Here is a 23,252-nt window from a genome sequence, read left to right as displayed (position 1 = left end):
ATGGCTTTGTTACTCCTGATGCGTATACTTACTTTTAACCCTGGTCGACACCGAGAGAAACACAGATCTCACGCTTTTCAGGCACTGGCGATAGCTGTTATCCTGACTGATATATGCAGAGCCGCAAGAGGTTAGGAGGTTTCATGACAACTTTGCGCTTCGATACCACAGAGGATACGGCTACCCATGAGTCGATGTTTCCCATTATTGTTGCCAGCACGATCGGCTCGGCGATTGAGTGGTTGGATTTTTTTTATTATGGCTTTCTGGCTGTCACTGTATTTCCTGCGGTCTTTTTTCCCGGACTTAATCCTTATGCCGGTGTGATTGCTGCGTTTACGACAAATTTCGTCGGCTTTGTAGCTCGCCCGCTGGGCAGTATCTTCTTTGGCCGCTTCGGCGATCGCGTCGGACGTAAGCCAACGCTGGCGACGACCTTGCTGTTAATTGGTATCTCCACGATGTTGATCGGCGTACTGCCGGGCTATGCCACACTTGGAATCGCGGCTCCGCTCCTCCTGGCACTGCTGCGCTTTTTGCAGGGGGTTGGTGTCGGTGGAGAATGGGGCGGTTCGGTCCTGCTGACGATGGAGTTTGGCAATCCTGGGCGGCGTGGTTTTTTGACCAGCTGGCCTCAAACAGGCGCACTCGTAGGTCTGGGTCTGTCTGTGGCTTCGCTGCTCCTCTTTAAAAATCTTTATCCAGGCGATGCCTTCCAGAGTATCGGCTGGCGCATGCCTTTTCTCCTGAGTACGATGCTCTTGCTGGTTGGCCTGTATATTCGTCTGCGCATCCCGGAAACACCGGCCTTTCTCAGTATCCAGCAGCGACAACAGACCCAGAGTATTGTCCGTCAGACCTGGCGACGCTACTGGCGTGAGATTCTGCTCTCAGCGCTGGTGCGCTCGGGAGAGCAGGCACCCTTTTATATCTTTACGACCTTTATGCTCTCGTATGGCATTGAGGTCCTGCACTGGGATGCATCGTTGCTCTATCGTGGACTGATCCTGGCTGCGCTGATCGCCTGCATCACCATTCCCATTTATGGAACACTATCAGATCGCATTGGGCGGCGCCGCCTGACCATCTATGGAGCGCTCCTGATGGGTTCCTGGGCCTTGCCATATTTCCTCTTTTTTAATAGCGGCAATCCAATCTTGATCATCCTGGCGATTGCGCTCTCTTTAGGTGGCTGCCATGCCTGCCTCTATGGACCGCAGGCAGCCTTGATCGCCGAACGCTTTCCTACACAATTTCGCTATACTGGCGCGACTCTTGGCTATCAACTGGCCTCGATTATCGCTGGCGGGCCCGCTCCAATCATCGCAACGTATCTATTGAGCCGTGCCCAACCCCACAGCTCAACCTATCCAGTCTGGGTATTAATCGCCATGTACCTAATGGCCATGGCCCTGATATCCCTGCTGGCCGCTCTCTTTCTGAAGGATTATACCGGACAGGATGCGGTTGAAGCGCGGGTATAAGTTTAGAGTACATGGAAAGGGGGTTCGTAACAGGCAATAGAGCCAACCTGCGTATCGACGCTGATACATACATGCAGTTCAGGCACATCTTTTTTTCAACCTGCTATATTCCAAAGGAGGATCGTAATGGCCACAAATATTTCATCCGTAGATGATCCAACTCCTCAACAAATGCGTACAGTCATTATCTCGAGTACGATCGGTACCGCCATTGAGTGGTATGATTTTTTCCTGTATGGTACCATGGCAACCCTGGTCTTTCCCAAACTCTTTTTCCCAACCTCTGATCATACTGTAGGTACGTTACTGTCATTGTTAACCTTCCTGGTTGGTTTTCTTGCGCGCCCGTTTGGTGGCGCGATTTTTGGACATATGGGGGATAAGATCGGGCGTAAATCTACGCTGGTCGCGACACTGATGTTGATGGGTATCTCCACCTTTATCATCGGTATTCTACCGGGTTATGCCACCCTGGGTATAACTGCCGCGATCCTGGTGACGATAATGCGCCTGTGTCAGGGACTGGGAGTGGGCGGCGAATGGGGCGGTTCGGTCCTGCTAGCTATGGAATATGGTCATAAAAGCAATCGTGGTTTCTGGGCAAGCTGGCCACAGCTCGGTGCGCCACTGGGTCTGGCACTCTCCACCATCGCGGTTGATATCGTCCAGGCATCCATGAGTGCCGATAGCTTCTTATCCTGGGGATGGCGCATTCCCTTCTTTGTAAGTGCCTTGCTGATCATCATCGGACTCTATATCCGCTTGCGGATCATGGAAACTCCGCTCTTCGCTAAAGTCAAAGAGCAGAACCGTGAGGCCTCATCGCCTTTGCTGCATGCTTTTCGCCATAGCACCCCTGAGATTTTACTGAGTGCAGGCTCACGCTTTGTTGAACAGGCACCATTCTATCTCTTCGCGACCTTTGTGGTCACCTATGGCGTCGATAAACTGCTCCTCAGCAAAACCATGATCTTGAACAGCATCGTGGCGGCCGCCATCCTGGAGATGTGCACCATTCCGGTATTCGGTGCGCTTTCCGATCGTGTTGGTCGCCGTCTCTGGTACCTGATCGGTTGTGGACTGATGATCGCCTTCGCCTTCCCATACTATCTATTAATGAATAGTGGCTCGCCCGTGCTCTTTGCCCTGGCCGTTATTCTCTCGCTGGCAATCTTCCATTCCTGGGTCTATGGACCGCAGGCAGCTATGATCGCCGAACGCTTCAGTACCCGCTCACGCTACAGTGGTGCCTCACTCGGCTATCAATTGGCGGCCCCCCTGGCTGGAGGACTGGCTCCGATTATCGCCTTACTCTTACTGAATGGCAAAACCACGCTGTCCGCCCTTGGACGTAGTGACGTCGTCGTCAACATTGGTGCTGGCTCCTGGCAAGCCGTTTCGATCTATGTCATTGTCCTATCAAGCATCTCATTTGTGTCCGTCCTCGGACTTAAAGAAATGACACACGCCGATATCTCTGGTACCGAAGAAGATAAAGTCAGCCCTGTCCTGATCCTGGCTGGCGAAGACTAAATCTCTTGCTTTCTCAATTGTATGTGTTTGGATCTATGATCCAGGCACATACAATGTGTTTAGCGTCCATACAAGCCAGGTACTTATGAGCGTTGCGGCTTCCCCGAGCGCTTACGGGCATATTGCCGACGCATCTTGGCGCGGCTACCACAGCCTTCCATGCTACACCATTGCCGACTACCATTCTTACTTGTATCCAGAAAGAGCCAACCACAATCGTTAATACCAGGACACTCTTTAACGCGCTTGATCTCCTCAGGCGTTGTTAACAACTCAATGGCTGAGCGCACTACCGGCCATAACATCTGCTCAAGTTCGTTCTTTCTCGCTGTCCAGTCCCATTGTAGACCATGGGTTGTAGGAATAAGTTGTGCAGGCGTCATGGCCTCAACAAAGGCAGTCTTCAGCAGATCCAGGTCAGCAGGCTCAGGGACCAGATTGTGTGCGAGCGCAGCAAATGTTCTATACAGCACCTCACGCAAGACAATGGCTCGTTCAAAGACGCTGGCGGCCTCTTCAGGCTGCTGCTCCGCACATTGGAGCAGTCTTTCCGCTTCACTTTCATCAAGCACCCCTACATATAAACTCCAGCGTGCCAGGTCAGCATAGTTCGTCAGGAATTCACGGGGGGAATTACCAATGCGTGGATCTACGGTATTCGTGAAATCCAAACAAAGTCTTCCCCCTAATAGGCTCAGGTTCTCAAACATAGTTGTACTTGCCTGCATGGCACATACCTCAATGATATTCTTACCAGCAAAATTTACTTGACAGGTAATACATCTTCCTGTTATCATCTTACCAACAAATATAATTTAGCAGGTAAGATAGTAGCCGTCAAGGATGAATTCATGTCGCATGTCAAATTAGATAGTCGCGCTCCTTTTGGGGCTCTCTGGCGCCATGCTGATTTTTTGAAGGTGTGGGCTGGAGAAACAGTTTCCATGGTTGGATCACAGGTGACCACCATTGCGTTGCCACTAACTGCTGTGTTGTTGTTTAAGGCAACATCAATAGAGTTAGGATTCCTCTATGCAGCCGGCTTTGCCCCGTTCTTGTTTCTCACGCTATTAGCGGGAGTCTGGATAGACCACCAGCGCCGCCGTCCGATTCTCCTGGTGACCAATATTGGGCAAGCAATCCTGTTGAGTTTGATCCCGCTACTGGCCTTGATAGGCTGGTTACGCATGGAGTATTTATATCTTATTGCGGTACTGGTTGGATGCCTGGCAGTGTTTACCTCTCTGGCCTTCCAGGCATTTCTGCCAGCACTCATACCGAGAGACGATCTACTGGAAGGGAACAGTAAACTCAGCGTAAGCCAGTCTATCGCGGAGATCAGTAGTCCTGGCCTGGCTGGCTGGCTGGTGCAGTACATTTCAGCACCACTCACCATTGCCGTAGATGCGTTCTCTTTCCTCGTAGCGGCTATCAGTCTGGCACTCATTCGTACTCCTGAGCCAAAACCAACATCAGCGACCAACCTGCATAGCATTCCACATGAGATCAGTGAGGGCTTCCATACCACTTTTACCAACCGTTACCTGCGCGCATTTGCAGGTGAAGCTGCCACCTATAATCTGTTCTGGCAAGTCATCCTGACCATATTTTTCCTGTACGCGATACGCGAATTACATTACAATTCAGGCAGCATTGGCCTGCTCTTCGCAGTTGGCAGCGTGGGTGCTCTATGCGGAGCCTTGCTTACAGGTCGCATCGCTCGCCGTATCGGTGTAGGACTGACTATTGTTGCAACGGCAGCCCTTAGCGATGCGCCTATGCTTGTGCTCCCATTTATGACAGGTTCAACTAGCAACTCATTGATCATACTGGTATGCGCTTTTTTTCTCCAGGGTATAGGAATTACCGGATGCAATGTCCATGTAAATAGCATTCGTCAGGTCATCATACCAGATCACTTGCGGGGACGTGCTAATGCCAGTTATCGCTTGCTCGTCTCGGGTGCTCTTCCTTTAGGATCTCTCCTGGGAGGCTTTCTCGGAGCCTGGATCGGATTACAATTTACACTTCTGGTGGGCGCAATGGGCCTGCTCTCAACCTGGCTCTGGATCTTATTTTCTCCCATACCTCGGCTCCATAAGCTTGATACATTAATGACATAGTGCTCTTTTTAGACTATAAGAATAGATTTGGTGTCTGGTAAAGAAGGGAATATCTACATGCCAACGCTAACGAATATCTTTTTGCTTTTCATTGCCACTATTCTGATATGTATTGTACCTGGACCCGATATGCTTTATATCCTGGCACGCAGTACCAGCCAGGGTCGGTCCGCTGGCGTCGTTTCGTGTGTGGGTATCGCCAGTGGTGGTGTCATCCAGACAACGGCGGTGGCGCTCGGGCTCTCGGGACTCTTTCTTGTTGTGCCTTTTGCGTATGATGTCATCAAGTATGCGGGCGCCGTTTATCTTGTTTACCTGGGCATTCGTACTATTCTCAGCCGTAAGGAGCTGCTGGCTGCCTCAACTGGCCAGAAAAAAGGTTTTGCCCCGGTATTTTTTCAAGGTATGGCCACAACATTGCTAAATCCCAAAATCGCCTTTTTCTATCTGGCCTTCCTGCCACAATTTGTGAATCAGTCGCAAGGTCATGTTCCTGTCCAATTACTCATCCTCGGACTCATCTTTAACATTACCTCACTTGCTATAGATACAAGCATTGCTGTACTGGCAAGTTTTCTTGGCTTGTGGCTCAAAGGACATGCTGGAGCGCAAAAGCTCATAAGCTGGCTTACCGGTGGCGTTTTTGTGGGACTCGGAATTCGCCTCGCCTTTTCGCAACGCCAATAGATAGAAGGTGTGGAAATATGACTGGCCTAGAAGGAAATGTCGTAATTTCCGATTGACGCCATATGGCTTATCGGGCATACTTTTCAAATGCACACATCCACGAAATAAGCTATCTGAAATATGTATCTCTGAAGTTTTGAAAGGATACTTTATGAAGCTTAGTTATTTAACGTCAACGATGACAGAGCTTGAAAAGGCTGCCAGACTTGGTTTCGATGGCATTGAACTCAATGCGGCCGCGTTCGGTGCTGCGGCTCAAGGCGCGTTGGATCGTGAGGCGATCACACGAGCCAAACAATTGGCGGAGAAACATCAGGTCAGCATTACATCGCTCGCCTACTATAATCTCGCGGGAGATACATCCTCTTCACCGGAGGCGATTACAAAGGCTTATGGACATGTGTTTGATGCGGCTGAAATACTGGGCGTCAATGTGATTGCCAGTATGGGTGGCTTCGATTCCAACCGCAACTGGGACGGGAATATTCAACTTTTTACGGATCGTTTTGGACCAATCACTGAGCTGGCCGAAAAGCGTGGTATGCTGATTGCGATCGAGAATTGGATGGCGGTTCATGGTCGCCTGCCCTTCAAACCGGTCAATATTGGTGGCTCACCTGATACATGGGATGCCATGTTTAAGGCCGTACCCTCAAAAGCGTTGGGACTCGAATTTGATCCCTCTCACCTATACTGGCAAGGAATCGATCATATTCGAGCACTCCATGAGTTTAAGGATCGCATCTATCATGTGCATGCCAAGGATACCGAGATGCTACCTGAACGGCGTTACCGTGGTGGCGTGAACGGCGATTATTTCCGTTTCCGTATTCCTGGCTATGGCGAGATCAATTGGCCTCAGTTCATCTCTGCACTTGATGAGATCGGCTATACAGGCGATATCGCCATTGAACATGAAGATCCCATTTATAGTGGTGATCGCTTTGACGAAGGACTGGAGCGGGGTTGGCAGGTCCTACACCCTTTAATCCATCCACATACACATAAATAACGCCATGTACAAGTTTTCCACATACCCACTCTTTTGAGGAGGAAGATGGGGAGGCGGTCGCGACCGCCTCCCCATCTTCCTCCTCAAAACAAGCGAGCGCCGTAGGCGCGAGGTGTGAGGAATAACACTTGCACATGGCGTTAAATAGCCAGAAGATAAAATAACTTTATAAGCAAGAGAATGACAAGAGACGCGTCTCTTGTCATTCTCTTGCCACAAAAATCACAGGCACGCCGCTTTATTTTGTAACATGCACAACCTGATAGATCCAGGGTAGGGCAAAGAGTAATTGACGTTGAATATTGTGAAAGCCCGTCTCCTGACACGTGTTCCAGACTGGATTTGTGGCATAGTCCATCCAGTAAACTTCGTGCATCATGTGCATCAATGCCCGATTGACGGCTCGATCGAGGGATGGCCAGGGGACCGCACATTGAATTGGATCAAATATGATCAGATGACCATCATCTCGTAACAGCCGTCTGGCTTCTAACAGCACTTCTCTGGCATTTTCGTAAGGGAGTTCATGCAAGAGTAATGAGACTAACACCAGGTCAATACTATTATCTGCTAAGGGTGTGTGTGCGGCATCAGCATGCAGATACGTAATATGAGCGGCTATCCCCGCCTGCTGGACCTGCCGGCGGGCCGCGACCAGGGCATAAGGGGAGAGATCGACCAGGGACAATTGGGCCTGGGGCAGTGAGCGCACGAGCTCGATACTGGTCAGGGCAGTCCCACAGCCAAGATCCACAATGGTCCTGGGATAGGTATCACGAGCCATCTGGACCACACTGGGACGAACACGGGGAATGCGAAAGAGGTGCTCGACCGCTTCCCAGCCAGCGGCCTGTTGATAGGAGAGGTAACCAGCCTTGACACCATGGTGGGGGACCAGATAGTAGTTGGGATAGCTCAAATGCGGGGTCTGCAACTCTCCTGCCGCTTGCTCCCAATGAATATCCTTGTAAAGGTCAAATGTGCGCGGCAAGAGGATTTTCGCCAGGCACTGCTGCAAAGTCGGGCTATCCCCACTTCTAAATGGAATGGCAAAAGAAGGTAGCATCAAGATCTGTCCTTTACAATGAAGGAAAGGACCATGTCTTGTTCTGCTATAGCAGGCGCCATGGTCCTTCCGTGTTTCTGCTCCGTACTCAACCAGCTAGCCATGCTTGACTGGTTAAGAGGAACATCAATGTGGATTATATTGTCCAATAGGACGTTCAATTGGACTTACATCGCGCTCGGCATCTTCTAGAGCGTCCGGATTAGAGACCAGGACCAATCCAAAGCCAACCTTGGCACAGATATCTAGAATAGCGTAGAGCACTGTTTCTGCAAGTGTGGAGATGACTCCAGCTCCCTCTTTTCCTAATGCCCAGACAATGGGATATAAGATCCAGAGCACGAGGAGGATCGGCATGAGACGGCGGTAATGATTATCGACTAATCTCCCCCGTAAGCTGGCCTGGGGGGCGAGTCTTGACACAAGCAGGTAGATGACGGCCAGGAAACCAGCACAACTGGCGGCAAAAAAGATCCAGCGGACATCTGTGCGGATAATGCTGGCCACAAAGCCGGTCAGGATCATATACACATCAGCGGCTACCAGGGTCCCAATCACCATTCCACGATTGGGGAAGTTACGAGCTAACGCCAATAAAGCCAGGTCTAAGAGCAAGAGTGGCGTGGTAAATGTCCAGTCGATGTAGCGACCAAAGAAGGACAGGTGACCTCCCGGTTGTAGGAGCGTTCCATATCCTGTCGCCATTAAGGTATAAAGGGTGGCAGCAATGAGCGTGATGATCGCACTGATCGCGAAAAATCTACGCCTTTCTACGCGAGCACTCACTGAACCATAAGTGAAGTAGAGGGTACCAAGAATCATGATGAGTGCAGTAATCCACAAAACGAGTCTGACTCCTGGGCCAAGCGGGCCTATACCTGAAATCATAGGAATAATTTCTCCTTCTGTTCAATCAGGTGGAAACGCATCTACAAAAAGTTGCTCACCCAAACAGCACCCTTGCTTCATGGAGAGCCAGACAACACCTGTTCTTTGCTCTACATTCCTGAGCAATATCCTTCGACACAGTGCTACTTTCCCTCTACGCTGGAAGTTCCAAAAAGAGACAGGTGCGACGCCCTTTCAGCTCATCTGCACCTCTTACCTCAATCAGAACCACACGAACCTGAAGCACACCTTTGGCTGTGCATAAATACTGTAGTAAAATACGTGCATTGATAGTATTTACTAAAAGATACCTGTTTAGTATTGACAGTAACCGGTTTCTATGGTATATTCTTCATGTGCCACTCACACCGTATGTACCTTATAAAGTCTTTTCGTAAGATCAAATCTGTCACTACTTCATTGCAAAGATGCAGGGAATACAGGTATGCAGAAAAAACTGACTATTAACGATATTGCGCGCATGGCTCAAGTCTCTAAAGCGACGGTCTCACGCGTCTTGAATCGCCATTCGTCAGTTGATCCTGTGCTCCGCGAACGCGTGATGGATATTGTGCAGCAGTATAATTTTGTCCCCAACACTATCGCGACTGAACTGGCTAATGGCCGTACACATTTAATCGGGGTACTGGCTCCTCCTTTGAATTGGCCTGCGATTCCAGAAATACTGCATGGCGTCTCCGAACATATTGAACATACTCGCTATGAGATTGTGCTCTATAGCATGAATCTTGAGCGCAACCATTCAGATGTGCTTGATCGTATTTTAGCTATGCGTATGGTCTCTGGTCTACTGGCTATTTTACCTGGTGAACTCGCGGATCACCTGGATACGTTTTTCCAGCAAGGACTACCTCTGGTGATGATCGACGACCAGAAAGAACCAACGCATATCCCCTGGGTCGGTATCGATAATTTCGCCAGCGCCTATGAAGCAACCAGCTATTTACTGCAACTTGGACATCGACGGATTGCCCATATTATGGGTCCCCAACATTATTATTGCGTAGTGCAGCGTCTGGAGGGTTATCGTCAGGCATTAACGGATGCAGGTCTGCAGGCCGATCCTGAACTACTTTTTCAGGGTGAGTTTGAACCAGCCAGTGGACGGCGTTGCGCGGAAACCATTTTTGCCCAGGATCAGAGTGCGTGGCCCGACGCCATTTTTGTCGGCAATGATCAAATGGCCTATGGCGTACTGGAAGTTGCGGAAGCACAAAAAATTCAAGTCCCTGAGGCTGTCTCGATTATTGGCTTCGATGATAATCTCCTATCAGCCCATATGCGTCCGCCTTTAACAACTATCCATCAACCCTTTACAGAAATGGGCTATCAGGCGACGCAATTACTTCTTTCTATGATTGATCCTAATTATCAACCTGACAATGAACAACCTACACGTATTCAATTACCAACACATCTCGTGACCCGCGTATCCAGCGCATCAACACATCCCTTTTCATTGAAAACATAAATACACACTCTTCTATGCACAATTTGTGCATTCACACATTAAATGGCGACGCTTTGCGCAACATTTTAAACAGTGTTGTTATGTCATCGTGTTGTCATAAACTCAACCAGCGGTGCTGATAGAGACTAGTATTGTGTCAAACTTTGTTTGATGAGTTGTGCGCCCACTACGCGGGCGGTGGGAGGGGAGATGCCGGGGGCACAGTTCCCGATCCCCCAGTCAAGGGGCTTGCCGCCCCTTGCATCCCCGCTCTTCCATCATTTGAAAGTTGACAAAATACGAGAAAGGAGGTGATCAAACTGACAGGAGCAAGTGATGTACTGAACACATCTGAAATTGTCGCAAGGCAATCAGGCAATATCTTTTCGAAGTTGAACAAAATAGCAATGTAAAGGAACAATCAATGCAGATGTTTCAACATCAGAACCGGACAGGCGGTTCTCAGCAACGGAGTTCACGCGTTCCCTCTCGTATGATAATTCTGTCCCTTCTTGGCTCGCTACTACTGGCAGCCTTGAGTTTCGTTTCATTGAACACTATCTCGCCAGCCCGGGCTGCATCATGGACCCAGGTCTGGAATGATGAGTTTTCTGGCGCGTCGGGTACTGGTGTCAATGGCTCTAACTGGCTCTACGATACAGGCACCAGCTATCCAGGCGGCGCGGGAAACTGGGGGACTGGCGAGATCGAGACGATGACGAATAGTACCTCGAATGTCTATCAGGATGGCTCCGGGCACCTGGCGATTAAGCCAATCCGTGATGGCAATGGCAATTGGACCTCTGGCCGTATTGAGACGCAACGGACAAATTTTGCGGCCCCGGCTGGTGGTATGATGGCGGTTGAAGCGTCGATCCAGATGCCGAATGTGACGGGTGCGGCGGCTCAGGGCTATTGGCCAGCCTTCTGGACGCTTGGAGCAAACTTTCGCGGCAACTATAATAACTGGCCCGGCATCGGTGAGATTGATGCGATGGAAAATGTAAATGGCACCAATATGGAGTATGGTACGCTCCATTGCGGCGTGAGTCCTGGGGGTCCTTGTAATGAGACCAGTGGCCTGGGCGGTCATACCCCATGTACTGGCACTACCTGCCAGGCTGGCTTTCATACATATCGCATCGAAGTGGATAGAAGTGTCTCACCTGAGCAGATCCGCTGGTATCTGGATGGCGCACAATTCTGGCAGGTTTCAGCTAATAGCGTAGATGCGAACACCTGGACCAATGCGGTGGATCATGGTTTCTTCGTCATTCTCAATGTCGCTATGGGCGGCGGCTGGCCGGGCAATCCGAACGGATCGACCGCTTCGGGCGTTCCAATGCTGATCGATTATGTACGCGTCTTTACCGCTGGTGGAGGCTCCAATCCGACTCCAACGCCAAGCCCAACATCTACTCCTACATCGAATTGCCCGTCAGGTAGTTTTATTCAGGGTACTGATAATAGCGGCTCCAGCGCGGCATTGCCCTGGTTTAAAGCCTGTGATTGGACGGCAGGATATGTGATCATACACTATACCTATCCTGGTATTGGCCAGCAAAACGTGTACATGACCTATAACGCCAGCAAGGCTCGCTGGGAGTATCCTGTCAACGGCATCCACTCTGGCCAGGTACTCCAATATTCATTTACCTATCAGAAACAGGGACTGCAGTATGACACAGGTTGGTACTCATGGACCCATCCATAGGTTTCTCACCATCTGGTTATGACTAAAAATGTGGTAGGGCAAGCTCTGCTTGTCCTACCCGCTCGATAAATTCCATAAGAACGTGACAAACGCATCGCGATTACTGACGACGAGGCAGCTGGCGTGCCAGCCTCATACAAGATTTGACCAGCCAATAACCAACACCACCGGCCAGCAGCAACCCAATGGCTCCCCCTAACGCTAACTGCCAGGGCGCGAAGAGAGTTAGCAGATCCTCAGAATCACCAAGCTTGACCAATGACTCAACGGCACCAGTAAATGTTTTTTTAGGCTTGATAGTAAATGCTGTCGTATAATCTAATATCTGCTTATGACCATAGTGTAAATTGAGCAAAGCTTTATAATGACCGATGGGTAAGGCCTTGTGTCGAATATTGAGCCTGGTAAGAATAGCTGTTTGCGGCAAAAAGGTTCCATAGCGCACCTCTTGCTTTTGCACAATTTGCCCCTTATCATCCAGGATACGCAGCGTTCCATTTGCCTTAACCATCTTATTTCCCGTGTTACGCAACCCAATTTGTATGCGTTGATAGGTCGTGCCGCCATCTGGCTGGATGCCTGTTGCCTCTAACTTTTCAATAGCAGGGCCAGGCAGGTTCAACTGTACAGCAACGGCTCGCAGTTCTCTGATATGCACGGGCATATTACTTGGGACTACCGGCCTCAGGGCCAGGTCTTCAGCCACAATGCCGCCAACATGATCACCAGCACGGACATGCGCAGGAATACTAATCTCAAATGGAATATTTGCGCTCTGGCCTGGTCCTAGCGTTATCTTTTCTTGACTCAACTTGATCCAGGTACCTACCTCTTTACGAGCATCTTTACGATCACGATATGCTGTTCCTCCGGTTGGCGCTGTAAATGCATCCACAGGATAGAGCACGACAGTGCCACGAACAGTCCCTGTATTAGTTACCAGAAGACTACTCTGAAGATGGCTGGCAGGATGAGTATCGAGCACAAAATATGCACCGGTAATTGGATTATGAGGATCCCAGACGGTTGGCTTGAGATCAAATCCTGACAAATGCGGGGGTGCGTTTTCAGCACTCACACCAGTTCTGGTTTCCAGCAACATCACCACCATCACCATCATTATCCCTACACACAAACATACTCGATACCCTGGAAAGCCGGAGAACATTTTCATGTTTGATACCCTTTACATTAAAATAGACGAGGAATATATTGGCTTGCATCACTTTCAATGGTCCTGAAAAGGAAAGCAGGTTTATCAGCTTTGCCTTTTCAGAACGACTATAAACGAGACGAGGATTATGGCCCTGAAGAAATTGTCAGTGAGATCACACCACCGCTAGCGGATCCAGCACTGGCATTCGCTGGCAAGTTAAAGTTACCAAGGGTTGAGATGTTGTATGGTCCAAGACCTCCACCAATGGGTGCGGATACTAATGCCACAGGACCAGGGACAAGATCGACTCCACCAGCAGCCAGGGTAAGAGCACCTGGTGAGGAACAGGTTGCACCACCAGAACAGGTAACAATAATTGGAGTGGGTGTATCCAGGAAAAGATCAGAGGTCGCAGTGATAAAGTTTAGAGCGGTCGCACTGGCACTGATGTTCCAACCAACAGCTGTTCCACGCAAATCACTTACGTTGGATCCAAACGAGAAACCGATCGTCTGGTCTACTGGTTGAATGCTTACAGGTGAACCGTTGTTCACGACCATCGGATTAGTGGAACCAGATAGGGAACCGCCACCAACTGGAATGGTTGGAGCAATCACACAGGGGGTACCAACGCCACAGGAGATAGGTGTTGCTAACTCAGCACTCCTTAGCTGAGGTGAGGCGGCTTGTGTTGGTAGTGCCAGCATAGCGGAACTAATGAGCACAATGCCTCCCATTAGTATGCCACTCAAGCAAAACTTGCCCCATTTGCTTTTTCCAATGTTCATGGGCTAAAACCTTTCTTTACTTCTACTACTGAATGACCATTACCTACTCTTGCACTATCTGTGCATGTCAGGTATTTTAAAGTTAGTCATTCCTCTAATAATATAATTGTCAACACAACAGAGGTTTTTCTAATTATCAATATATAGCCGTTTTTGAGGATCAGAATGAGCAGCATCTCTTTCTCAGAGATGCTGCTCATTTTAGCTTGCTTGTACGCCGGATAAAAGATGTTTATCTAATTATGGTAGATAGAACAACTTTTTACGTTCCTCGTTGGTCAAGAGTGATGATGTAGCCGCTACTAATGGATGACCTACTTGCCCCATTGGCGCAGGTAAGACTGAGATGGAATCAGAGGAAAAATTATTGTTAGGATTTAGATCACCGGAGATTCCAACCTGGGAGACAGGCACAAATGCAGGTAAGGCGGCATTCGTTAAGGTTCCAGTAATCTGGATTGTCGGTAGACTTAAACCTGGAGAAATCGAGTGTGTGCCTATAAATTGTCCTGCAATCATCAAGGGGCTAACACTTCCTGAACTGGAAATTTGCCAGTTTGCTCCTGTTACATGCACATTAGTCAGTCCGAGAGGAAGTACTGCTGTCATATGAATGGGAGTTGCTTGCGGATCAATGCCCACCGAACTGCTCGCATTAGAAACTGTGACTAGCATCGTTAGCGTTTGCCCGACATGGAAGTTAGGGCCATTGAGGTGGATCTGAGAGATCGCTACATCTGGCAGAGTGGCAGGTAACGCATCATGCGTAACAGGCTGTTTGAGGCTTTGCGCATGTGTCGAAGAAGGAGCCGCTACAAACGGTCCAGGTGCAATCACAAAAGTATCGGTCGCGAGATTATTATTAGGATTTAGATCACCTGCAATACCAACGGACGCAGTCTGTAACAGGACTGATCCTCCATTCCCGTTTACAATTCCTGTAATCGTGATTGGGGGTAAGGAAGTACCTGGCAGCAACGGAGGCGGGCCCAGATAGGTAGCAGAGATAAGTATCGGACTGGTGGTTCCTGTTGTAGTGATAAGCCAGTTAAGCCCTGAGACTGCAACATTCTGGAAACCAAGCGGAAGTACTCCTACAACTTTAATAGAAGAAGGAGTCAGAATTGGAGCCGAGTGTGTAGAGGCTGATACAGTCAGTGTCTCTGCTACCGACTGGCCCTGGAACACGGTTGTTGATCCCGGATGATTCAACGTAACAGCCACATCTGGCAAGGGGAACGGGGTTGGGCTGGGCGTTGGCGTCGGCGTTTCTGTTGGTGTCGGCGTCGGCGTTTCTGTTGGTGTCGGCGTCGGCGTCGGCGTTTCTGTCGGCGTCGGCGTCGGCGTTTCTGTCGGCGTCGGCGTCGGCGTTTCTGTCGGAGTTGGCGTCGGCGTTTCTGTCGGAGTTGGCGTTGGCGTTGGCGTCAGCGTTTCATTCAAGAGGATGCTTACAGTATCATCACCTAGATTAGTAACCGCAAGTTCATCATGTCCGAAACCTGAAAAATTGCCAGATGCTATGCCTAACGGGTTTAACCCAACGGTGATAGCAGGTTGTGGGGTGAAAGCACCGCTCCCATTATTGAGTAGAATCGACACCGTATTATCCGCCGAATTGGCCACTGCCAGATCTTGATGGCCCAGTCCATCAAAATCACCAACCGTTATGCCAAAAGGGGTGTTGCCAACAGGGATCGTTGCCTGGAGGGTAAAGGTACCACTACCATTGTTGGCCAGCAGACTTACGGTATTATCATTGGCATTGGTTACAGCCAGGTCCTGATGTCCCAGCCCCATGAAATTGCCGACCACGATCTCTCGCGGCCCGTTCCCCACCGCAACAGGGGTCTGGGGAGTAAAAACGCCACTTCCATTATTAGCTAGGATGGTCACGCTGGCACCATTGCCATTGGTTACAGCCAGGTCCTGACGTCCCAGCCCCATGAAATTTCCTACGGTAATTCCTATGGGATGATTCCCCACGACAATAGGAGTCTGGGCGGTAAAGTTTCCACTACCATCATTAAAATACAGGCTGACGCTGTTGCCGGTCTGATTTGTGATCGCGATATCACTGTGTCCAAGACCATGAAAGTCACCGGCCACTATTCCAATGGGATTACGACCAGTGGACAGCGGCGGCTGCAAGGTAAACACTCCAGCTCCATTATTGGCCAGGACGTTGAAGGTATCATTGCCGATGTTTGCAACCGCCAGATCAAGGTGGCCCTGCCCCATGAAGTTTCCTTTGGCGATCCCTATCGGATTAACACCGACTGAGGTTGGCGATTGCAGGGTAAACACTCCAGATCCATTATTGGCTAACAAATCAACGGCGTTACTGAGGTTCGCAGTGAGGGCCACATCCTGCGCACTGGTCCCCGTAAAGGATCCTGTGATTACTCCAAAAGGAGCAGTTCCTACACTATAGTTGACTGGTGGCGCAAATAGAAACGGATGCGCATGCTTTACTGCGTCTGGTCTTGCACTTTGAGTGCACACAAAGAAAGCAATAATCCCACACAAAATGCACAATCCTCCTAACAGATTGCGCACTGCAGATAATATTGGTCGTTTCACCATTCCTCCCACTTTCCACAAAATAACATATAACTATACTATATGTAACATGGATACACAAAATGTTCATATACATAGCTATATACAGCATATACGTCCCTTTTTATCTTGTAAGTTAAATGGTATAAGAAAAAAAGAGATTTAAAGTATAAAGAAGAGAAGTGTTTCTTTATTAGAAACACTTCTCTTCTTTAGTTTATCACGATAGTAGCAGAAATAACTTATTTCTCTATATATGATTTAATATTTTTTGATATCATTTAATGGAAGTATATCCATTAAATTTTCCTTATACTGCCCTGGTAGAGATAGCTCTATCTACTCTTTTCCTGGCAGTAACTGATTTTTTACTCCTTCACCACGCCGCACCATATCAAGGGCTGTGGAAAAATCTGCTAGCGGTAAGGCGGTTGTAAGCATGGCCTGAGTATCGATGACACCTGAACTGATCAGGTCAAGCGCAGCCTGGAATGAGTAGAGAACCGCCATTGAGCCCAACACGGTTATCTCGTCATTATAAATACGAAACGGTGAAAGAGATATATGGGCATTCGCTGGCGAGACACCAAAGATCATAAACTTCCCTCCACGTTTGACTGCCGCAAATGCGTTCTCGACTACCACAGGCACTCCAGTAGCATCAACGACACAATCAAAACCGCGGGGTTCATCCTTCAGGGCTTGCTTGATGTCCGTATAGGTGCGCCTGGCCCCCAGTTTTTCCGCGCGTTGTAAGCGTTGAGTATTCACATCGATCACGGCCACACGCGATGCGCCACCACGTACCACCAGTTGTAACAGGAGCAGACCCATTGTTCCAGCACCTACAATCAGGATGGTATCACCGGACCTGGGTTGAAGGCGGTGCATGCCGTGTACCGCGCAGGAAATGGGTTCGATCAACGCTCCTTCTTGTAATGAGAGGCTTTCTGGCAACAGGTACGTTTTTGTTCTGGGAACCGCCACATACTGGGCCATGGCACCATTAGTTGTGACACCAAGTGCGGCATAATTGAGGCATAAATTCTCATGACCAGTACGACATGGCTCACAACGCCCACAATAAAGGTTGGGCTCGACAGCGACTCTACTCCCTACCACAATCCCATCTTCATTTGTTCCAGCACCTGGCTCACCACCTAGCGCCACGACCTCACCAGCAAATTCATGACCTGGAATAATCGGATAACGCGCAAGCGGAGAATCACCATCAAGTATATGTAAATCAGTTCCACAGATACCACACGCCCCTACCCGCACAAGTACTTCTCCTGGACGAAGAGTGGGATCAGCTACATTTTCTACTTTCACATTACCTGGACCAGAAATGACAACAGCACGCATACCTACTTTATCCTTTCATCATGTCTAAATACATTAAGACTCATTGCATTATAAGATTATCATTAATAGCCAGTGTATTGATATCCATTACAGAATCTTTGCTGAAAGAATAGCTGCGCCTGCTACCTGGAAGATGCCTGACTCCCATCTCCATAGCGCCCATATCACGTGTCTACACTCGTCTCCTTACGGGGATCTCCTTTTTTCCTGGTTGGTACAAATGTACACTTTTTGTACCAACCAGGAAAAAACACATGGATGGGGGCGCCTGCGCTCCCCAGGCAAAATCAAGCAATCAAGTCTCTACATAGCTAGCCCATCCCTTTTATAGACTCTTACAGGGCCCGGTTGATTCGCGTATAATCAGGCGCGTCGATAATTTAATATGTGTCGCATCTAATGGTTGCTGCTGCATCAGGCGATATAATACATCAATTGAGAGGCGACCAATTTCTTTTAATGGATGATGGATCGTGGTTAAAGGAGGTATCAGATACGGTAGTTTCTCAGATGCGTCGTCAAAACCAATCACCGAGATATCCTCAGGAATCTTCAGCCCCTGACGGTGAATATTATGCATGGCACCAATCGCCATAGCATCATTACAAGCAAATATCGCGGTCGGCGGTTCCGGTAATGATAACAAATAATGGCATATTTCTTCCCCACTTTCAGCGGTCCAGCGCCCTTCACAAATCAGGTCGGGATCAATCGGAACGCCTGCGGCGGCCAGAGCTGCATAATAACCGGCCACGCGATTAATAGTCACAGCCCAGTGTGCTGGCCCGGTGATCATGCTGATACGTCGATGCCCCAGAGACAATAAATGCTCCATGCCAAGCATACTGGCCGAGATATTTTCAACCATAATAGTGGGAATTTCGTCCGGCACTAAAATAAAAGGATCCGCCACCACAAATGGTATCCCTTGCTGCTCTTTTAAGCTAAGTAAATCTGCAGCCGGTTGCTGCGGCAAGAGGAAAAGCATACCAGAAATATTTTGTTGCAGTAATTGCTGCATTTGGGAAACTTCTGTCGCATAATCGTTCATTGTACGAACAGGAATAAACTGGGCCCCACGACCCTGCACGGCCTCATAAGCTCCCTCCATAATATCTCCAAAGTAGGTATTAAAAAACGGTACACTTATGCCTATGCGCCTGGTTATTTTATGTGTATTGCGCTGGTGCACATAACCCAATGTATTGACATGCTTCATCACTTTATCGCGAGTTGCAAACGAGACATGTTTATTGCCATGTAAAACTCGCGAGACAGTGGTTACTGAGACACCAGATTTCTGAGCGATATCGCTCATGACACTCCGTGTAAATTCTCCCGAACTTTTATCTTTATCCACGTATCATCTTTCCAACCCGCTAATAATATGCCTTACTTCCCAATGAGGTTAAAAATCAAACACTTGTTTACATAGTGTTTGTTTGCCACCCTCATCGTGGAGCGTGCAGCCAACCGCACTCGGGCCCTGAAGGGCCCATGCTTCTTTTACATGTGGTGTCAAAAAGTGTTCTACGAACACTTTTTGACACCACATGTAAAACTCTTGGAGCCCCAAAGGCGCAAAAACAACGCTCAGCGAGGCATGGATTTCATAACATTTTTTCTATCCCCCTCACACTCCAACAACTCTCCCTCCCCTCACACTCCAAAAATCCTTTTTAATGTGGTGTGATATCGTATGCTTTGCACACGATATCACACCACATTAAAAAGAAGCATAGGCGCGCTTTAGCGCCCGAGTGCGGCTGGTTATACCCTCGCCAATAAAAGCGGAAATCAACCACTATCTCAAGTTAGCAATAGACACAGCAGTAATTAATGACAAGTATAATCAAAAAAACCTTCCCCTGTCAATGATTTTTCGGTAATTTTTCTCAATTACCATTCATTTTAACCGGTTTTTTTACCTGACTACTTCTAAAATATATTCCTAAATACATCACCAAAATGCTTGACAAGCAGCATTTTTATTCTTATTCTTAGTAAGTAGAACAAATTCACCGCCATTTATTCATTATTAACCGGTTTTTTCACCGCGTAAAGAGGGTACGGGCGAGCAATTATGAATTTGTGAGACAAGGTAGGATCAATTTGAGAGAAGTGCATATATCAGTGCACTCTCCAACCCAACTAATTGTATTTTGTGTATGTATCCCGTCATTTATCTGAACAGGAGTATTGGTTGTGAGATATTCATCAAAGGCGATAGCTCTTTGGCTCGCATGCATCTGCATGCTGATACCTCTTCTGAGTAGTTGCGGCCAGACACAGAGTAGTAGTAATGGTAATACTCCCCAAACCTTAAGTATCCTGCATATCACAGGCAAATCTACGCCTGACGGAGCCCAGTTTCAAAAAATTCTGCATGATTTTGAGACTCAGAACCACATTACATTAAATCAGACCATCGCTGCCTCCGATGCACCACAGGTGTACGAAACCTCCCTGCTGGCCGGCAAAGAAGCGGATATAGTGATGGTCAATCTAGCCGACAAGGCCACCAACTGGTCAAAACAGGGTTCAACCATCGATGTCAAAGATCTGGTCAAACAATGGGGCCTGGCCGATCAAATTTTGCCGGCAGCAATCAGTGAATGGACACAGAACGGCAAGTTAGCAGCCTTCCCCTACAACGGCTTCAAGTGGCCGGTCTGGTATAACATGGATCTGCTCAAAAGTGTCGGAGTCACGAAAGCTCCAACGACCATCGACGAGCTCATAACTGATGGCAAAAAATTACACAGCGCAGGCAAGGGTGGCTTCGTCGTCGGTGGTAATGATTGGTCCGGTTATACCCTCTTCACACAATTCATGGAATCGTACATGACCCAGAGTGATATAGCCAGCGCGTTCAGCAAAGGCACTTTCTGTTCCAATGCCGATGCCATGAAGGGTATTAATCTGTTCATCAAAATACGTGATTCAGACGTCTTCGTCAAGGATGTCGCGGGCTTAAAAGCTGACCAGATGAACTCCCAATTCTATACAGCAGGTGCCTCGATGATGTCCGCTGGCTCCTGGGCTTTTGCTGGCGCTTCTCCTGAATTATCGAAGAATGTCTATCTTGGTGGCTTACCAGTGCCCCCGGATTCTCCATACACAAAGCCAACCGCCTATCAGGGGTATTCCAGCATGGGTATCTGGATCAGTCCTAATGGTCAGAAACATCTGGACCAGGTGCGCAAGTTTGTACAGTATATGTTTTCACCAAAGGTAATCTCGGTACAGGTTTCAAAAGGCATGATCCCAACGGTGAAAAATGTACAGGTTGATCAAAAGGCGAATCCACTATTGGAGCAGGCGGCAAACCACCTGGATGAGCGTGTTACCTATCTCCCACCCAACACATACGTCCCCGGTAATGTCCAGCAAAATTTGATCCAGGCAACCGGTCTGGCATATACCAAGGGTCCAGGAAGCACCCAGATTTGCCAGGCATTGGAAGGAGCCTATAAATAATGGGGGCTTCATTGAAAGTAGACACTCACGGCCCACAGGTAGAACAGCGCAAACCTACTCGTAGCACCAAAGTTATTGCGTCTTCATCTTCACGTAGAAGATGGAGGCGCAACGTAACCACCTTGCTGCTCTTTGCGGGCCCGGCGGTCCTCTGGTACATCTTTTTTATGATCGGGCCATTTGTCAGCATGTTCTACTACAGTACCTTGAACTGGGGTGGCTTGCTGGAGGAAAAGTATTTCGATGGCCTGCATAACTATACACATATGTTTGAGGATCCCACATTCTTTATCGCGGCACGAAATACAGCGGTCCATATCCTGGTTGTACTCCCAATCATGATACCGCTCTCGTTCCTCTTAGGCTATTACCTCAGCTTACGTCCACGTGGTTATCAGTTTTTGAATGTGGTCTGTTTTACGCCTGCCCTGATGTCAGCGACGGCGGCAACGATGCTTTTCATCGGTATCTATGCACCGAATGGCATTATCAATGCTCTGCTCAATGCGGTCAATCTAGGTTCCCAGACACATTTGTGGAACGCGGATTCCTCAACGGCCCTGGGTTCAATCATTGCCATTAACCTCTGGGGTGGCATCGGATTTTGCGCGGTCGTCTTCTCCGCACGCCTGGCGAGTATTCCGCCAGAACTATATGAGGCGGCCGTGATTGATGGAGCGTCACATTGGGCGAAGATACGCTTGATTGCCTATCCGATGGTGCGCGACTTTGTGGGCGTCATGACGATGCTACAGTTTCTAGGACTCCTGCTGGGATCAGCTCAGACTGTCTTGCTGCTCACCAATGGTGGTCCTGGTACGGCTTCAACCACGCTCGGTTTTATGCTCTACAAAGAAGCCTTTATCTCTTCACACCTTGGATACAGTCAGGCCATTGGTGTCGTCCTATTCATTGCTGGTTTCCTGGGCATGCTGGTGATTCGGCAACTATTTCGTCCTGCCTATTAGTCCTGCATATGGAAGGAAATATAATCGTGGCAAGCATTTCCGCTCTATCGTCAACGGGCTCACGGCGCAGGCGTTCACGCAAATCCGTTAGCTCACTTATCTCTACCAATATCGTGCGTTTCCTGGTCGCACTCTACGTTGTAATTATACTTTTACCACTGTATTACCTGATTATCTCTGCGTTTAAAACCAACAATGAGATCTTCATTCAACCTTTAAGCTTACCCGCGACACTCTCCTTGCATAATTTCTTTACCGCGGAAGATGATGCAGGTCTGATCCAGGCCATGGGTAACTCGGTCTATATTACAGCGTGCGCAGAGGTGCTCACCCTGGTATTAGCGCTACCAGCGGCATATGCGATTGCACGTATTCCTTTAAAAGGAACCGTGATCATTGAGCGTGCGTTTGCGCTAGGATTTTTAATTCCTGGTTTCGCGGTCCTGGTACCAACATTTCTCCTGTCGGTTCAGCTTGGCCTGTTCCATTCTACACTTTTCCTGATTCTTTTTTATCCAGTGACGGCGCTGCCGTTGACGGTAATCATGATGGCCCAGTTTATGCGCAGCATTCCTTACGAGATAGAAGAAGCGGCCATTATGGATGGGGCCAGTCGCATGACCATTCTGCTCAGGCTGATCATTCCCTTGTCGGTTCCAGGCATTGCCACAATGCTGATTCTAAATTTCTTGAACTTCTGGAATGAATACCTCTTTGCGCTGGTCATTTTAGGTGGTGATACACAGACGGTACAGGTTGCCTTGCCTTCACTGAAGACCCTGAATATTGTCGATTATGGCCTGCTGACGGCGGGCACATTAATCACAGTACTCCCAGTATACTTTATCTATATACTGGTTCAAAGACGCATGCAGGATGCGCTGGTGTCTGGTTACGCCAAGGGCTAAGCCCTCCGGCAAGAAAAAAGCGGCGAAGATATTTCGCCGCCTTTTCTGCA

The 23,252-nt window shown here is 48.7% G+C and carries 18 protein-coding genes; 10 read left to right on the top strand and 8 right to left on the bottom strand.

Annotated elements, in window-relative coordinates:
- Positions 1-143 precede the first annotated feature (143 nt).
- The gene (locus EL633_RS34205) at positions 144-1,484 is read left to right on the top strand and encodes an MFS transporter (protein ID WP_170216747.1); all 1,341 of its coding nucleotides are present in this window, start codon (positions 144-146) and stop codon (positions 1,482-1,484) included.
- 126 nt (positions 1,485-1,610) lie between these two features.
- Positions 1,611-3,017, top strand: a complete 1,407-nt coding sequence (locus tag EL633_RS34200; protein WP_126631683.1) for an MFS transporter — start codon at positions 1,611-1,613, stop codon at positions 3,015-3,017.
- Between the two features lie 83 nt (positions 3,018-3,100).
- On the opposite strand, the gene EL633_RS34195 is transcribed toward EL633_RS34200, so the two are convergent.
- Positions 3,101-3,688 carry a CGNR zinc finger domain-containing protein gene (locus EL633_RS34195; protein WP_161982684.1) on the bottom strand — a complete coding sequence of 196 codons (588 nt, stop codon included), beginning with the start codon at positions 3,686-3,688 and terminating at the stop codon, positions 3,101-3,103.
- Between the two features lie 180 nt (positions 3,689-3,868).
- Between EL633_RS34195 and EL633_RS34190 the strand changes: the two genes are divergently transcribed.
- From EL633_RS34190 to EL633_RS34180, 3 genes are all read left to right on the top strand, one after another.
- Positions 3,869-5,140 (top strand): MFS transporter, encoded by a 1,272-nt coding sequence (locus EL633_RS34190; protein ID WP_126631681.1) that lies wholly within the window; start codon positions 3,869-3,871, stop codon positions 5,138-5,140.
- Between the two features lie 57 nt (positions 5,141-5,197).
- A complete protein-coding gene (locus EL633_RS34185) occupies positions 5,198-5,827 on the top strand; it encodes a LysE family translocator (protein WP_126631680.1) in 630 nt (209 codons plus the stop codon).
- A gap of 151 nt (positions 5,828-5,978) precedes the next feature.
- Positions 5,979-6,839, top strand: a complete 861-nt coding sequence (locus EL633_RS34180) for a sugar phosphate isomerase/epimerase family protein (RefSeq protein WP_126631679.1) — start codon at positions 5,979-5,981, stop codon at positions 6,837-6,839.
- A gap of 238 nt (positions 6,840-7,077) precedes the next feature.
- Here EL633_RS34180 and EL633_RS34175 read toward each other — a convergent pair whose 3' ends face one another.
- The gene (locus EL633_RS34175) at positions 7,078-7,905 is read right to left on the bottom strand and encodes a class I SAM-dependent methyltransferase (RefSeq protein ID WP_126631678.1); all 828 of its coding nucleotides are present in this window, start codon (positions 7,903-7,905) and stop codon (positions 7,078-7,080) included.
- 126 nt (positions 7,906-8,031) lie between these two features.
- Positions 8,032-8,793 (bottom strand): bacteriorhodopsin, encoded by a 762-nt coding sequence (locus EL633_RS34170; protein ID WP_126631677.1) that lies wholly within the window; start codon positions 8,791-8,793, stop codon positions 8,032-8,034.
- A gap of 445 nt (positions 8,794-9,238) precedes the next feature.
- Between EL633_RS34170 and EL633_RS34165 the strand changes: the two genes are divergently transcribed.
- Positions 9,239-10,285: a LacI family DNA-binding transcriptional regulator gene (locus EL633_RS34165; RefSeq protein ID WP_126631676.1), complete on the top strand. Its 1,047-nt coding sequence runs from the start codon at positions 9,239-9,241 to the stop codon at positions 10,283-10,285.
- A 403-nt stretch (positions 10,286-10,688) separates the two neighbouring features.
- On the top strand, positions 10,689-11,978 hold the full coding sequence (locus EL633_RS34160) for a glycoside hydrolase family 16 protein (RefSeq protein ID WP_126631675.1): 1,290 nt from the start codon (positions 10,689-10,691) through the stop codon (positions 11,976-11,978).
- Positions 11,979-12,078: 100 nt separating this feature from the next.
- On the opposite strand, the gene EL633_RS34155 is transcribed toward EL633_RS34160, so the two are convergent.
- The 5 genes from EL633_RS34155 to EL633_RS34135 all read right to left on the bottom strand — a co-directional run bounded on the left by EL633_RS34155 (position 12,079) and on the right by EL633_RS34135 (position 19,206).
- The gene (locus tag EL633_RS34155; protein ID WP_161982683.1) at positions 12,079-13,089 is read right to left on the bottom strand and encodes a WxL protein peptidoglycan domain-containing protein; all 1,011 of its coding nucleotides are present in this window, start codon (positions 13,087-13,089) and stop codon (positions 12,079-12,081) included.
- 188 nt (positions 13,090-13,277) lie between these two features.
- Positions 13,278-13,922 carry a hypothetical protein gene (locus tag EL633_RS34150; protein ID WP_126631673.1) on the bottom strand — a complete coding sequence of 215 codons (645 nt, stop codon included), beginning with the start codon at positions 13,920-13,922 and terminating at the stop codon, positions 13,278-13,280.
- A gap of 240 nt (positions 13,923-14,162) precedes the next feature.
- The gene (locus EL633_RS34145; protein ID WP_161982682.1) at positions 14,163-16,448 is read right to left on the bottom strand and encodes an FG-GAP-like repeat-containing protein; all 2,286 of its coding nucleotides are present in this window, start codon (positions 16,446-16,448) and stop codon (positions 14,163-14,165) included.
- Between the two features lie 372 nt (positions 16,449-16,820).
- The gene (locus tag EL633_RS34140; RefSeq protein WP_126631671.1) at positions 16,821-17,846 is read right to left on the bottom strand and encodes a zinc-dependent alcohol dehydrogenase family protein; all 1,026 of its coding nucleotides are present in this window, start codon (positions 17,844-17,846) and stop codon (positions 16,821-16,823) included.
- A 325-nt stretch (positions 17,847-18,171) separates the two neighbouring features.
- The gene (locus EL633_RS34135) at positions 18,172-19,206 is read right to left on the bottom strand and encodes a LacI family DNA-binding transcriptional regulator (protein WP_161982681.1); all 1,035 of its coding nucleotides are present in this window, start codon (positions 19,204-19,206) and stop codon (positions 18,172-18,174) included.
- 893 nt (positions 19,207-20,099) lie between these two features.
- Here EL633_RS34135 and EL633_RS34130 point away from each other — a divergent pair.
- The 3 genes from EL633_RS34130 (at position 20,100) to EL633_RS34120 (ending at position 23,202) form a co-directional block, all read left to right on the top strand.
- Positions 20,100-21,326 carry an ABC transporter substrate-binding protein gene (locus EL633_RS34130; protein WP_126631669.1) on the top strand — a complete coding sequence of 409 codons (1,227 nt, stop codon included), beginning with the start codon at positions 20,100-20,102 and terminating at the stop codon, positions 21,324-21,326.
- A complete protein-coding gene (locus EL633_RS34125) occupies positions 21,326-22,294 on the top strand; it encodes a carbohydrate ABC transporter permease (protein WP_126631668.1) in 969 nt (322 codons plus the stop codon). Before EL633_RS34130 ends, EL633_RS34125 begins: the two co-directional genes overlap by 1 nt.
- Before the next feature lie 98 nt (positions 22,295-22,392).
- The gene (locus tag EL633_RS34120; protein ID WP_371865605.1) at positions 22,393-23,202 is read left to right on the top strand and encodes a carbohydrate ABC transporter permease; all 810 of its coding nucleotides are present in this window, start codon (positions 22,393-22,395) and stop codon (positions 23,200-23,202) included.
- Positions 23,203-23,252: the final 50 nt, after the last annotated feature.

This window comes from Dictyobacter alpinus (genome assembly GCF_003967575.1).
GTDB classification, from domain to species: Bacteria; Chloroflexota; Ktedonobacteria; order Ktedonobacterales; family Ktedonobacteraceae; genus Dictyobacter; species Dictyobacter alpinus.
Note: the sequence above shows the minus strand (reverse complement) of the source record. Positions and strands in the feature narration are given on the sequence as shown.

Excerpts from the sequence above, each read along its gene's own strand:
- EL633_RS34205 (WP_170216747.1), top strand. The coding sequence starts at position 144 with ATGACAACTTTGCGCTTCGATACCACAGAGGATACGGCTACCCATGAG.
- EL633_RS34200 (WP_126631683.1), top strand. The coding sequence starts at position 1,611 with ATGGCCACAAATATTTCATCCGTAGATGATCCAACTCCTCAACAAATG.
- EL633_RS34190 (WP_126631681.1), top strand. The coding sequence starts at position 3,869 with ATGTCGCATGTCAAATTAGATAGTCGCGCTCCTTTTGGGGCTCTCTGG.
- EL633_RS34185 (WP_126631680.1), top strand. The coding sequence starts at position 5,198 with ATGCCAACGCTAACGAATATCTTTTTGCTTTTCATTGCCACTATTCTG.
- EL633_RS34180 (WP_126631679.1), top strand. The coding sequence starts at position 5,979 with ATGAAGCTTAGTTATTTAACGTCAACGATGACAGAGCTTGAAAAGGCT.
- EL633_RS34175 (WP_126631678.1), bottom strand. The coding sequence starts at position 7,905 with ATGCTACCTTCTTTTGCCATTCCATTTAGAAGTGGGGATAGCCCGACT.
- EL633_RS34170 (WP_126631677.1), bottom strand. The coding sequence starts at position 8,793 with ATGATTTCAGGTATAGGCCCGCTTGGCCCAGGAGTCAGACTCGTTTTG.
- EL633_RS34165 (WP_126631676.1), top strand. The coding sequence starts at position 9,239 with ATGCAGAAAAAACTGACTATTAACGATATTGCGCGCATGGCTCAAGTC.
- EL633_RS34160 (WP_126631675.1), top strand. The coding sequence starts at position 10,689 with ATGCAGATGTTTCAACATCAGAACCGGACAGGCGGTTCTCAGCAACGG.
- EL633_RS34155 (WP_161982683.1), bottom strand. The coding sequence starts at position 13,089 with ATGGTGGTGATGTTGCTGGAAACCAGAACTGGTGTGAGTGCTGAAAAC.
- EL633_RS34150 (WP_126631673.1), bottom strand. The coding sequence starts at position 13,922 with ATGAACATTGGAAAAAGCAAATGGGGCAAGTTTTGCTTGAGTGGCATA.
- EL633_RS34140 (WP_126631671.1), bottom strand. The coding sequence starts at position 17,846 with ATGCGTGCTGTTGTCATTTCTGGTCCAGGTAATGTGAAAGTAGAAAAT.
- EL633_RS34130 (WP_126631669.1), top strand. The coding sequence starts at position 20,100 with ATGCTGATACCTCTTCTGAGTAGTTGCGGCCAGACACAGAGTAGTAGT.
- EL633_RS34125 (WP_126631668.1), top strand. The coding sequence starts at position 21,326 with ATGGGGGCTTCATTGAAAGTAGACACTCACGGCCCACAGGTAGAACAG.